The organism is Methylobacterium fujisawaense, from assembly GCF_039619325.1.
Taxonomy (GTDB): Bacteria; Pseudomonadota; Alphaproteobacteria; order Rhizobiales; family Beijerinckiaceae; genus Methylobacterium; species Methylobacterium fujisawaense.
Window position 1 is genome coordinate 2,600,181 of the sequence record NZ_CP155000.1, and the last position, 12,913, is coordinate 2,613,093.

General features: G+C 70.9%; 10 protein-coding genes. 3 read left to right on the forward strand and 7 right to left on the reverse strand.

Translation table 11 applies throughout. The annotated features are described in order from the left end of the window. Window positions 1–18: 18 nt before the first annotated feature. Together ABC766_RS12265 and ABC766_RS12270 are read left to right on the forward strand one after the other, a co-directional pair. A complete protein-coding gene (locus tag ABC766_RS12265) occupies window positions 19–549 on the forward strand; it encodes a DUF2497 domain-containing protein (protein WP_345822351.1) in 531 nt (176 codons plus the stop codon). 113 nt (window positions 550–662) lie between these two features. Continuing rightward, window positions 663–3,380, forward strand: a complete 2,718-nt coding sequence (locus tag ABC766_RS12270; protein WP_345822352.1) for a valine--tRNA ligase — start codon at window positions 663–665, stop codon at window positions 3,378–3,380. Window positions 3,381–3,465: 85 nt separating this feature from the next. Here the strand turns inward: ABC766_RS12270 and ABC766_RS12275 are convergent, their stop codons facing one another. Then, the gene (locus ABC766_RS12275; RefSeq protein ID WP_345822353.1) at window positions 3,466–3,831 is read right to left on the reverse strand and encodes a hypothetical protein; all 366 of its coding nucleotides are present in this window, start codon (window positions 3,829–3,831) and stop codon (window positions 3,466–3,468) included. 328 nt (window positions 3,832–4,159) lie between these two features. On the opposite strand from ABC766_RS12275, the gene ABC766_RS12280 reads away from it, so the two are divergent. Further along, on the forward strand, window positions 4,160–5,686 hold the full coding sequence (locus ABC766_RS12280) for a Do family serine endopeptidase (protein WP_043355239.1): 1,527 nt from the start codon (window positions 4,160–4,162) through the stop codon (window positions 5,684–5,686). Window positions 5,687–5,862: 176 nt separating this feature from the next. Here ABC766_RS12280 and ABC766_RS12285 read toward each other — a convergent pair whose 3' ends face one another. The 6 genes from ABC766_RS12285 to hpnA all read right to left on the reverse strand — a co-directional run bounded on the left by ABC766_RS12285 (window position 5,863) and on the right by hpnA (window position 12,881). Then, window positions 5,863–6,561 carry a phosphorylase gene (locus tag ABC766_RS12285; RefSeq protein WP_182591191.1) on the reverse strand — a complete coding sequence of 233 codons (699 nt, stop codon included), beginning with the start codon at window positions 6,559–6,561 and terminating at the stop codon, window positions 5,863–5,865. Window positions 6,562–6,770: 209 nt separating this feature from the next. Further along, entirely contained in the window at window positions 6,771–8,768 is a 1,998-nt protein-coding gene (shc, locus tag ABC766_RS12290; RefSeq protein WP_043387030.1) for a squalene--hopene cyclase, read from the reverse strand. Between the two features lie 42 nt (window positions 8,769–8,810). Further along, the gene (gene hpnE, locus ABC766_RS12295; protein ID WP_111473208.1) at window positions 8,811–10,112 is read right to left on the reverse strand and encodes a hydroxysqualene dehydroxylase HpnE; all 1,302 of its coding nucleotides are present in this window, start codon (window positions 10,110–10,112) and stop codon (window positions 8,811–8,813) included. Continuing rightward, entirely contained in the window at window positions 10,112–10,963 is an 852-nt protein-coding gene (gene hpnD, locus ABC766_RS12300) for a presqualene diphosphate synthase HpnD (RefSeq protein WP_043387032.1), read from the reverse strand. Before hpnD ends, hpnE begins: the two co-directional genes overlap by 1 nt. After that, window positions 10,960–11,856 (reverse strand): squalene synthase HpnC, encoded by an 897-nt coding sequence (gene hpnC / locus ABC766_RS12305; RefSeq protein ID WP_342145390.1) that lies wholly within the window; start codon window positions 11,854–11,856, stop codon window positions 10,960–10,962. The genes hpnD and hpnC overlap by 4 nt, the downstream gene beginning before the upstream one ends. After that, window positions 11,853–12,881 carry a hopanoid-associated sugar epimerase gene (gene hpnA, locus ABC766_RS12310; RefSeq protein WP_043346872.1) on the reverse strand — a complete coding sequence of 343 codons (1,029 nt, stop codon included), beginning with the start codon at window positions 12,879–12,881 and terminating at the stop codon, window positions 11,853–11,855. The genes hpnC and hpnA overlap by 4 nt, the downstream gene beginning before the upstream one ends. Window positions 12,882–12,913 lie beyond the last annotated feature (32 nt).

Sequence of the window (12,913 nt, forward strand, 5' to 3'; positions counted from 1 at the left end):
AAGGCGCACGAGCCTTCGATGGAAGAGATCCTCGCGTCGATCCGCAGGATCATCGCCGACGATCAGGCCGCCAAGCCCGCCGAGACGACGGTCGCGCCGGAGCCCGATGACGTGCTCGATCTCGCTGAGGTCGCCGAGCCGGTGACGCGCCCGCGCGTGGTCGAACCGGAGCCGGAGCCGGAACCTGCTCCGGACCTGCTCGATTTCGACGCGATCGACTTCGAGGACCCGGTCGCCGCGGCACCGGAGCCCGATCCGATCCCGGAGCCGCCGGCACCGCCGCGGCCGCAGCCCGTGCTCCAGGCCGTGCGCGCGCCGGAGCCGGAGCCGGAGCGGGAGGCCCTGGTCTCCCCAGAGACCGATGCCAGCGTCAGCGGCGCGTTCAACCTGCTGGCCCATACGGTGCTGACGCAGAACGCCCGGACCCTGGAGGATCTCGTCAAGGAGATGCTCCGGCCGATGCTGAAATCCTGGCTCGACGACAACCTGCCGGCCGTGGTCGAGCGCCTCGTGCGCGCCGAGATCGAGCGGGTCTCGCGCGGCCGCTGAGCCGGCGGCCTGGGTACGGTGGCCGCGAGCCGCCATCCGCGTGTTGACGGGAGCGGCGTGACGGTCGAAAGCGGGGCCAACCCCGTTTGGACAAGCGCCGGCCCGTACCCGCGATGATGGACAAGACCTTCGAGCCCACCTCCGTCGAGGCGCGGATTTCCGCCGCCTGGGCCGAGGCGGACGCCTTCCGCGCCGGCCGGCCCGAGCGCGCCGGGGCTCCGCCGTACTGCATCGTGATCCCGCCGCCGAACGTGACGGGCTCGCTGCATATGGGCCACGCCCTCAACAACACCCTGCAGGACATCCTCTGCCGCTTCGAGCGCATGCGCGGCAAGGACGTGCTCTGGCAGCCGGGGACGGACCATGCCGGCATCGCCACCCAGATGGTGGTCGAGCGGCGGATGATGGAGCATCAGGAGCCCGGCCGCCGCGAGATCGGCCGCGCGGCCTTCGTCGAGAAGGTCTGGGCCTGGAAGGCGGAATCCGGCGGCGCGATCGTCAACCAGCTGAAGCGGCTGGGCGCCTCCTGCGACTGGTCCCGCGAGCGCTTCACCATGGACGAGGGCCTGAGCCGGGCCGTCCTCAAGACCTTCGTCGACCTGCACCGGCAGGGCCTGATCTACCGCGACAAGCGGCTGGTGAACTGGGACCCAAAGTTCCAGACCGCGATCTCGGACCTGGAGGTCCAGCAGATCGAGACGAAGGGCCATCTCTGGCACTTCGACTATCCGGTCGTCGACGAGACCGGAGCCGAGACCGGGGCGGTCATCACGGTGGCGACCACCCGACCCGAGACGATGCTGGGCGATACCGGCGTCGCGGTCCATCCCGAGGACGAGCGGTATACGGCGCTGGTCGGCAAGCGCGTGCGCCTGCCGCTGGTCGGGCGGCTGATCCCGATCGTCGCCGACACCTACTCGGACCCGGAAAAGGGGACGGGCGCGGTCAAGATCACCCCCGCCCACGACTTCAACGATTTCGATGTCGGCCGCCGCCAGGGACTCGGCGTGATCAACATCCTCGACCCCGAGGGGCGGATGCTGCTCGAGGGCAATGCGGCCTTCCTCGACGGGACCTCGCCCGAGCCGGAGGCCCTGGCGCTCCACGGCCTCGACCGGGCGCAGGCGCGCAAGGCGGTGGTCGCGCTGATGGAGGCGCGCGGGCTCCTGCGCGCGACCGAGCCGAACACCCACGCGGTCCCGCACGGCGACCGGTCCGGCGTGGTCATCGAGCCCTACCTGACCGACCAGTGGTACGTGAACGTCAAGCCGCTCGCGGAGCGCGCCCTCCAGGCGGTGCGCGACGGGCAGACCAAGTTCGTGCCCGAGAACTACGAGAAGATCTTCTTCCAGTGGCTCACCAACATCGAGCCCTGGTGCATCTCGCGCCAGCTCTGGTGGGGCCACCAGATTCCGGTCTGGTACGACGCGGAGGGCGGCATCTTCGTCGCCGAGAGCGAGGCGGAGGCGCTGGAAGCGGCCGAGGCGAAGCACGGCCGCTCCGTCGCGCTGACCCGCGACGAGGATGTCCTCGACACGTGGTTCTCCTCGGCCCTCTGGCCGTTCTCGACCCTCGGCTGGCCGGATTCGACCCCGGAACTCGGCCGCTTCTACCCGACCAACACCCTGGTGACCGGCAAGGACATCCTGTTCTTCTGGGTCGCCCGGATGATGATGATGGGCCTGCACCTCACCGACCGGGCCCCCTTCGACACGGTCTACCTGCACACGCTGGTGCGGGACGCGTCGGGGGCGAAGATGTCGAAGTCGAAGGGCAACGTCGTCGATCCGCTGGAGCTGATCGATCAGGTCGGCGCCGACGCCCTGCGCTTCACCCTCTGTGCGTTGGCCGTCCAGGGCCGCGACATCAAGCTGTCCACCGACCGGGTCCAGGGCTACCGCAACTTCGCGACCAAGCTCTGGAACGCCGCCCGCTTCGCCGAGCTGAACGGCTGCCGCCTGGATCCGGCCTTCGATCCGCGCTCCGCCACCGGCGCGATCAACCGCTGGGCGCTCACCGAGGCCGCGCGCGCGGTCGACGAGGTCACGGGTGCCCTCGAGGCCTTCCGCTTCAACGACGCCGCGGCGGCCGCCTATCGCTTCGTCTGGAACATCTTCTGCGACTGGTATCTCGAACTCGCCAAGCCCGTGCTCCAGGGCGAGGGCGTCGACCCTGCGATCCGGGCCGAGACGCAGGCGAGCGTGGCGTTCCTGATCGATCAGGTCGCCAAGCTGCTGCACCCGTTCATGCCGTTCCTCACGGAGGAGCTGTGGGCGATCAAGGGGGCCGAGCTGCCGGAGCGCGGCCTCCTGACCCTGGCCTCCTGGCCGGACCTCGGCGGCCTTGCCGATGCGGCCGCGGAGGCCGAGGTCGGGTTCGTGGTCGATCTCGTCAGCCAGATCCGCTCGGCGCGGTCCGAGACCAATGTCCCGGCCGCCGCGCAGATCCCGCTGGTGATGGTCGGCGCGGCCCCTGAGGTCCGGGCGCGGGTGGAGGCATGGCGGGACACGCTGCTGCGCCTCGCGCGCCTGTCGGACATCACCTTCGCGGAGGCGCCGCCGAAGAACTCGGTTCAGCTGCTGGTGCGCGGGAGCGTCGCCGCACTGCCCCTGGAAGGCGTCGTCGATCTCGCCGCCGAGGTCGCCCGCCTGAAGAAGGAGCAGGGCAAGGCGCAGGGCGAGATCAAGAAGATCGACGCCAAGCTCGGCAATGCCGACTTCGTGGCCCGGGCGCCCGAGGAGATCATCGAGGAGAACCGGGAGCGTCGAGACAGCGAGGCGGCGCGGCTCGTGAAGATCGAGGAGGCTCTGGTCCGGCTCAGCGGGGACTGAGCGCCCGTCCCGGGCCGCGGAGGCCCGGGCTCGGCGCCCTGCGCCGGCGGGACCGGCAGCGCGCCGTCACCCGGACGGCCCTGCGTCAGCGGCGGGTGCCGAGGGTGCCGGTGAAGGCCCGCGGCCCGGCCCAGTTGGCGGCCGACGCGTCGTTCGGGCTCCAGAACCCGTCCTGCGACGCGGCCCGCGGATGCGTGGAATAGTCCGGCGGAGCATAGCCGCCGGCCTGGTTCCAGTAGCCGGGCCGCAGGTGGGTCGCCGACTTGGCGGTGCGATCGTCGCCGGGGCGGCGCGTATCGACACCGTATGTCCTCATGGACCCGCCGCGCGGCGCGTGATCTGCCACGGCGGGCTTCGCGTCAAAGTAGTCACGGTAATCCGCGTACGAGTCGGCCGCCAGCGCGCCGACAGTCGGACCGAAGAACATGGCGGCGGCCAACAGCGTCTTCATTGCAATCCCCTCTGCCTGAACACTGGGATCCAGCAACGCCGAAACTTATGCCGGCCTGCCGAACTCAGCGGGATTTAAGGCCGACCCTCGGAAATCGCGGTGTCGGACAGCACAAGCCTGGGCCTGTCCCATGCCGCACCGAGGCATCGCGCTCTTTCGATCGCAGGCCACCGCCGGGATCGCGATGGGGCTCCGCGATCGCTTGGCCACCTGTCCAAACGGTAATCTGACCGCCACGCCCGGGTCAGGCGGCGCTCTCTAGACAGATCCCATCGACGGCCGCGACCGCAGGCGTCGTCCCGATCAGTTTCGAGAGGTTGAGCCCCCCATGACCGAGACCCGTCCCACTGGCCGCACCTCGCGCCGCGCCCTCGCCTCCGTGGCGGCTGCAGCGCTGATCGCCGGCGGTGCCATTGGCAGCGGCTATCTGCCGAGCGCGACTCCGGCCTACGCGCAGGCCCTTCCGAAATCCCCGATCGAGGCCCCCGAGCATCCGCCGGGCTCGTTCGCCGGCATCGTCAACAAGGTGAAGCCGGGCGTCGTCTCGGTGAAGGTCAAGCTCGACGACTCCGCGAGCAGCGACGACGATGACGGCCCGAGCCAGGGCCGCAACCTTCAGAATGTGCCGCCGCAGCTGCGCGAGTTCTTCAAGCGCTTCGGCCAGAACGGCCCCGGCGGGATGCAGCCCCAGCGCCAGGGTCCGCGCGGCGCGGTCGGCTCCGGCTTCATCATCTCGGCCGATGGCTACGTGGTCACCAACAACCACGTCGTCGATCACGCCAAGACCGTGCAGGTGACCCTGGACGACGGCCGCACCCTCGACGCGAAGGTCATCGGCAAGGATCCCAAGACCGACGTCGCTCTGCTGAAGATCACCGAGGGCTCGAACTTCCCCTACGTGCAGTTCGGCAAATCCGCGCCTCAGGTCGGCGACTGGGTTGTGGCGATCGGTAACCCGTTCGGCCTCGGCGGCACCGTGACCGCCGGCATCGTCTCGGCCCGCGGCCGCGACATCGGCGCCGGCCCCTACGACGACTTCCTGCAGATCGACGCGCCCATCAACAAGGGCAACTCAGGCGGCCCGACCTTCAACGTCAACGGCGAGGTCGTCGGCGTCAACACCGCCATCGCGTCCCCGTCGGGCGGCAGCGTCGGCCTCGCCTTCGCGATCCCGGCCGAGACCGTTCAGGCGGTGGTCGATCAGCTCCGGACCGACGGCAAGGTCGCCCGCGGCTATCTGGGCGTCCAGATCCAGCCCGTGACGCAGGACATCGCCGAGGGCCTGGGCCTCGACAAGGCCAAGGGCGCGCTCGTCGACCACGCCGAGAACGGCACCCCCGCGGCCAAGGCCGGGCTGAAGGCCGGTGACGTGATCGAGAAGGTCAACGGCGACACGGTGGACAGCGCCCGCGAGCTGTCGCGCAGGATCGCCGGCATGAAGCCCGGCGCCAAGGTCGAGCTGAGCTACCTGCGCGGCGGCAAGTCCGACACCGCCACGGTGACGCTGGGCACGATGCCGACCGACGGCACGAAGATGGCGAGCCGTGACGAGGATTCGAGCAACGGCCAGCCGCGGCTCGGCCTGCAGCTCGCTCCGGCCGGCGATGTCGGCCTGTCGGATCAGGGTGTCGCGGTGGTGCAGGTCGATCCCGACGGGCCGGCTGCCGCCAAGGGCATCGAGGCGGGTGACGTGATCCTCGATGTCGGCGGCCAGAGCGTGTCCCGTCCGTCGGATGTGGCGACGCAGATCCGGGCGGCCGAGTCGAGCGGACGCAAGGCCGTGCTGATGCGGGTGAAGAGCGGCAAGGGCCAGACCCGGTTCGTGGCGGTCTCGCTCAACAAGAAGGACGGCTGAGGCCGGCTCCTCCCGGCGCGGGGCCCCTTCCCCCGCGCCGCCGCGTGGTGACCTCCGACTGGCGCCGGCCGAACAGGCCGGCGCCTTTTTGTCGTTCCTCACGATGGTCCTGGCGCGCTGGGAAGCGAGAAACCGGCCTGCTTCGCGTCCGCTGGCAGAAACGGGGCTCTGACGTCTCAGCGCTCCGCAGCCGGTATTCCCAGCCCCGGCCCGAGCCGCGCACGACAGCGTCCGAGCGACGCGAAGGCCGCATTGGAGTCGCGGGCCAACCGCATCAGGTCTCCCAGCCGTGCCCGGCCGCGGGCGAAGGCGAAGAACACCGCCGCAATGTCGGGTTCGCCGTCCGCCGTGAGCGCCTGTGCGGCGAAGGCGGGCAGCGCCTGACCGGCCGGATCGCAGATCACGCGCAGCGCCGCGAAGGGCACGCCGTGCCGGCCCGCGAAGGACGCAGCCACGTGCGATTCCATGTCGACGGCGGCCGCGCCGGAGGTGGCCCGCAGATCGGTCTTGCCCTCGACGGAGAGCACAGCCGTATCGACACCGGCCAGATCGGCGGCGATCACCCGCGCGCCGGAACCGGACAGGAGATTGAGGAGCGCCGCCGAGAGGTCGAGATCGGCGGCACGCCGCCCGTCTTCGCTCACCACGCCGGTGCCGACGACGACGTCACCCGGCTTGAGGGAGGGATCGAGCCCCCCCGCGATGCCGAAGCTCACAACCGCCCGGCAGCCGGCGGAGACGCGCGCGTCGAGGAGGTGACGCAGGCGATGCGGGTTGCCGCCGGCCCCCACCGCCTCGACCCCCTCCCCCGCCGCCATGCGGCGCTCGCGGGCGAGGCCAGTGACGGCCAGGACGGGTGCGGTGGGATCGATCATGACCCGCTGGTGGACCAGTCCGGCCAGGTCCGCAAGCCGGCGCGGACGTCGCGGCGGCGTCTGGGCCGGCTCCGGCGCGGAACGCGGTTCGCCCGGTCCCGCGGGATCGCTGTCTGAGGAGGCCACGTCTGGAATACCGGGCTCGCAGATCGGTCGTCGGAACGGTCGAACGCGCTGCGATCCGGCGAGGCGCGGCCGGCCGCAGGCCGTCACATGCCGAACTGGACGCGCCGGCTGTTGCCGCGCTTGAGGTTGCGGAAGCGCGCCATCGCCCAGAGCGGGAAGAACTTCGGGTAACCATGATACCGCAGGTAGAACACCCGCGGGAAGCCCGTGGCCGTGTAGCGCTCTTCCTTCCAGAACCCGTCCGCGCCCTGCGTGCGGGTCAGGAAGTTGATGCCCCGGGTGACGGCCGGATCATCGACCGCGCCGGCTGCCATCAGGGCGAGCAGCGCCCAGGCGGTCTGCGAGGCGGTGGACGAACCGGGCTCGAAGGCCGGGTCGATCTTGTACGAGGAGGCGTCCTCACCCCAGCCGCCATCCGGATTCTGGATCCGGATCAGCCAGTTCACCGCCCGCTGGATGCGGGGATCGGCGGGATCGACACCCGCGGCGTTGAGGGCGCAGAGCACCGACCACGTGCCGTAGATGAAATTCATGCCCCAGCGGCCGTACCAGGATCCGTCCTCTTCCTGGTCGTTCAGGAGGTAGTTCACGCCGCGGTCCAGGGCGCGGGAGGTCTCCCGGGTCTCGCCGAGCTGGGCCAGCATCCCGACCACGCGGGCGGTCACATCCGCGGTCGGCGGATCGAGCAGCGCGCCGTGATCCGAGAACGGGATGTGGTTGAGGTACATGTGGTTGTTGTCGGCGTCGAACGCCGCCCAGCCGCCGTCCTCCGACTGCAGCCCCTCGACCCATTCGCGGGCGCGGGCGATGGAGACCTTGTAGTCCGGCATGCCGGCGACCAGACCGTGCTGGCGCATGGCCCGGTCCATCGCCATCACCACCACGGCGGTGTCGTCGAGGTCGGGATAATGGGCGTTGGCGTACTGGAATGCCCAACCGCCCGGCCGGACCTTCGGCTTGCGCGCCGCCCAGTCCCCGACGATGTCGAGCACCTGCCGGGGCTTCAGCCAGTCGAGCCCGGCGCGGGCCTGGGCCTCGGCCTCGGGGCCGCCGGCCTCCAGGAGCGCGTGGCTCGCCAGCGCCGTATCCCAGACCGGCGAGACGCAGGGCTGGACATAGGCCTCGTCGGCCTTCTCGACGACGAGCTTCTCGATGGCGTCGCAGGCGACGCGGACCTGCGGGTGATCGGGCCGGTAGCCCATCACCTCGTACATCAGCACCGAATTGACCATGGCGGGGAAGATGGCGCCCAGGCCGTCCTCGCCGTTCAGGCGCTCGCTCACCCAGGCACGGGCCATTTCCATGGCCCGCTGGCGGCTCTTGCGCGGCAGGTGGTTCTCGACCCGCTGGAGCACCCGGTCGATGAAGCCGAAGATCGGGGTCCAGGGCCAGGTGGCATGGGGCGAACCCGGCCAGGAGCGGACGCTCTCCGGCGGCGTGATGAACAGCTCCTGCACGCTGATGCCCCGCGGGTTGCGGGCCCGGGGCTTGGTCGCCTGGAGCACGAACAGCGGCACCACGGTGGTGCGAGCCCAGTAGCTGATCTTGTCGAGGTGGAAGGGGAACCACTTCGGCAGGAACATCACCTCGACCGGCATCACCGGCACGGCGCGCCACGGCACCTCGCCGTAGAGCGCCAGCATGAAGCGGGTGAAGACATTGGCGTTGGCCGCGCCGCCGCGGGACAGGATGCCCTCGCGCGCCCGGCGCATATGCGGCGCCTCGATGTCGTCGCCGATCATCTTCAGGGCGAAATACGCCTTGACCGTGCAGCTCATGTCGAACGGCCCCTCGTGGACGAGGGCCCAGCCGCCGTGACGGCCCTGGGTGCGCCGCAGGTAGGTGCCGATCTTGGCCTCGAGGTCGCCGGGGACCTGCGTGCCGCGGAAGTGGTGGAACAGGATGTACTCGGACGGGATGGTGGCATCCGCCTCGAGTTCGAAGCAGATATGCCCGTCGTCATGCGCCAGGTCGGTCAGCGCGCGCGTCGCCTGTGCCACGCCGCGCTCGACGTCCTCGAGCGCGATCCCCTGCGTCTTGGAGCGCTGCAGCGCCTCGACTTTGCTTACGGCCTCTCTCATAGTCCTCGCCTCGAACGACCGCCTCGCGGCGGACGCCATGCCTCAAGCTGCGCCGCGCGCTGGGGTTCCAGAGCGCACGACCGATGCCGCGCGCAAGGAACGCGCGGCCGTCTGGCCCGAACGGATCGCTCCCTCGATCGTCGATGGCAGGCCGGTCGCAGTCCAATCGCCTGCCAGGACGAGATTCTCGTAGGCGGTTTCGGCCCCCGAGCGCCGCGCGGCTTCTGCCGGCGTCGCCGCGAAGGTCGCACGCTTCTCCTTTACGATCTGCCAGCTGGGCAGATCCGGTGCAAGGTTGCACAACTGTGCGATCTCGGCCCAAATCTGCCGCGCGAGGTCTTCGCGGGGCACATCGAGAAGCCGGTCGGCACCGCTGATCGTGACCGAATACCGGTCCGGATAGGCGAAAAGCCACTCCGTGAGACTGTTGACGACGCCGAGGACGAGGGGGCTGCCGGGCTTCGGAGCGAGCGCGAAATGCGCGTTCACGATGGAGCGGAATTCCGTCGGGGCGAGGAGACCGGGCAACACTTCCCGGGCCACCCACGGGGGCAGCGCCAGAACGACGCCGTCCTCCGGGCCGAGGCTCTCGGCGCCGTCCGCGAACACGAGTTGCCCGACGCGGCCGTCCACGGTCTCGAGCCCGCGCAGGCGCCGGCCCAGGCGGATCTCGGAGCCGCGCGCGGTGAGATAGCGAATCGCCGGGTCGACGAAGGCGTAGGACAGGCCTTCCACGGCGACGAGGGGTCGGCAGGCCTTCCCGCCGGCGCCCAGGGTCTCGCGGAGGATCCGGGCCGCCAGCCCAACATCGCTGTCGCGGGGCTCGGTATTGAGGGCGGCGAGCAGCACCGGATGCCAGAGGCGCCGGTAGAGCGGGCCCTCGCAGGCCATGTGCGCGCCGATGGTCCCGCCCGCGCCCTCCGCCTTGCCGGAGGCCGCCCGCAGGATGCCGAGGGGCGCCAGGTAGTCCCGCGCCCGGGTGCCGGGAACGCGGCGCGCCGGGCTCATCACCCACCAGGGCAGCCGCCCGGCGTTGGGCCGCAGGCGCCAGCGCTCGCCCGTCTTCAGATCGGCGAAATCGAACTCCGCCGTGTCCGGACCGGTCAGGGCATCGGCCGGGGCACCGATGGTCCTGAGGAAGCCCAGGGCATCGGCATTGCCGGACAGCAGCAGGTGGTTGCCGTTGTCGATGGTCAGGCCGAGTGCCGGATCGTAGTACGAGCGGCAGCGGCCACCCGCCTGCTTGGCGGCCTCATGCAGGACCACCCGGACACCGGATTCCGCGAGGGCGACGGCGGCGGAGAGGCCGGCCAGGCCGGCGCCGACGACGTGGACGGTGCCCATCAGATCAGGCCGTGCCGGAGGACGACGCCCAGCAGCGCGAGCTTGCCGGGCTTCACCCGCGCCCGGGGCATCGCCCAGCCGCGGTCGACGACCGCCTTGAGATAGAGGTGATAGGCCGCCGCCATCAGCCGGGCGGCCTTGGTGGCCTTGCGGGGGCTGCGGCGGATGATCTCCCAGGTCGCCTCGTAATGCTCCTCCGCCTCGCGGGCGAGGGAGATGCAGACCTCGCCGATGCGCGGGTGGCTGATCGCCTGGACCGGCGTCGGATCGGTGAGGCCGATTGCCTGGAGCTTCTCGCGCGGCAGGTAGAGCCGGCCGCGCTCCGCATCCTCGTCGATGTCGCGGAGGATGTTGGTGAGCTGGAGCGCCCGGCCCTGGTGCCACGCCAGCCGGATGCCGTCCGCCTCCGGCATGCCGAAGATCCGCACCGACAGCCGGCCGACCGCGCTCGCGACCCGGTCGCAGTAGAGGTCGAGGGTTTCGGCGTCGGGGGCGACGATGTCCTCGACGGCGTCCATGGCCATGCCGTCGATGACCGCCTGGAAATCCTCCCGCTTCAGGCCGAAGCGGCGCACGGGCTCCACGAGGTCGCGCACGCGCGGCGCGGGCCGGCCGGCGTAGAGCGCGTCGATATCTGCCCGCCAGCGGTCGAGCTCGGCCTGCCGCACGGCGCGGGTGCCGCCGTCATCGGCGACGTCGTCGACGGCGCGGCAGAAGGCGTAGACGGCATACATCGCCTCCCGCCGCTCCTTCGGCAGCAGGCGCATCGCCGTATAGAAGGAGGAGCCGGCGGCGGGCAGCGCCGGGGCGGCACTCTCTGGGTTCTGGGCGGGCGTGGCGGTGGCGGTCACGAGCGGATTCCTTGAGCCGCGGCCCGGATGGTCCGCCCACGGAAGGGCCGGCGTGCCAGGGTGGCGGCGACGCCACCCAGAGCCGTCAGGGCGAAGGCGGCCTTGCCGTGATGGACCTTCTCCGAGAGCGGGTCGCGCTCCAGCAGGCCCCGGCTCAGCACCACGGCGAGGCGGTGGATGGCGGCGATCTCCAGCGACAGGCGCAGGTCGTCGATCAGATCCGGCAGGACCGCGCCCTCGTCGAGGAGGTCGAGGCATCTCTGCGCCAGTTCGCGGATCACCGCCCGGAGTTGCGGCGGCGCCTTGGCCTCGCCGAGCATCGCCACCGTGGCGCCGTGCCGATCCAGGCAATCCTGCGGGAGGTAGACCCGGTCCAGGGCGGCGTAGTCCTTGCCGCAATCCTGAAGGTGGTTGATCACCTGAAGGGCCGCGCAGATGGCGTCGGAGGCCCCGTAGACCCGGGCCGGATCCTCGCCGTGCACGTCGAGGACGAAGCGCCCCACCGGCATGGCCGAATAGCGGCAGTAGTGGATCAGCTCATCCCAATCCGCGTATCGGCTCTTGCGGGCGTCCATGCGGAACGCGTCGAGGAGTTCCAGGGCGTGGCGGGGCGGCAGGCCGCGGGCCGCGAGCTCGCGCTTGAGCGGCTCGGCCTCCGGATCGGACGGGCCGGCGCCGGTCAGCGAATCGGCCAGGCTGTCGAGGAGCGCGATCTTGCGCTCCGGCGACAGCTCCGCGTGATCGGCCACGTCGTCGCCGGCGCGGACGAAATTGTAGAAGGCCAGGATCGCGCCGCGATGGCGGGGATGGATCAGGTGCGAGGCGACGGGGAAGTTCTCGTCGCGGTGCCCCTTGCCGGAACGGGTCGCGGTGGCGGATTCGAGGGTGCTCATGCGAGGTACCCCGCCTCACGGAACCACGTGATCGCGTCCGACAGGCCCTCGCGGTAGGGCCGGGCCGTGTAGCCGAGTTCGGCGCGCGCCTTCCGATCCGAGAAGAACATCCGGTACCGCGACATGCGGATGCCGTCGATCGTCGCGAAGGGCTGGTTTCCGGTGACCCGGGCGGCGAGCTGGGCGAAGAACGCGACGGGATAGACCACGGCCCGCGGCAGGTTCACGGTCGGCGGCTTGCGCCCGACCATGCCGGCGATGTCGGCGAGCATCTGCGACAGGAACACGTCCTCGCCGCCGAGGATGTAGCGCTCGCCCACCCGCCCCTTGCGGAGCGCCAGGAGATGGCCGTGGGCCACGTCGTCCACGTGAGCGAGGTTGAGCCCGGTATCCACGAAGGCCGGCATCTTGCCCAGCGCCGCCTCCTGGATGATCCGCCCGGTGGGCGTCGGCTTGACGTCGCGGGGGCCGATCGGCGTCGACGGGTTGACGATCACCGCCGGCAGGCCGTCCCGGGCGACCATCTCCTCGACCACCCGCTCGGCCACGACCTTGCTGCGCTTGTAGGCGCCGATGGCGGTCTCGGGCGTCAGCGGCATGGTCTCGTCGGAGGGCGTGACGCCGTCGGCCGGCGGCCGGATCGTCGCGACGCTCGATGTGTACACGACCCGCTCAACCCCGGCCTCCAGCGCCGCGCGCATCATCAGGCGCGTGCCGTCGCGGTTGGTGCGGACGATCTCTTCCATGTCCGGCGCCCACAGCCGGTAATCGGCGGCGGCGTGGATCAGGTAGCGCTGGCCGCGCATCGCCGCCGCCACGGCCGCCGGGTCGCGCATGTCGCCCTCGGCGATCTCCACGTCGGTCCAGGTGAGGTTGCGGCGCGGGCTCGAGGCGCGCACGAGGATGCGCACCGGGAAGCCGGCCCGGCGAAAGACGTCGACCAGGGCTGAGCCGAGGAAGCCGCTCGCGCCGGTGATCAGCACGGGACCGACCTCGGAGGGGCCGGAAGATGGGGCCTCTGCCATCACGGATCTGGAGAATTACCGAACAACCAGCG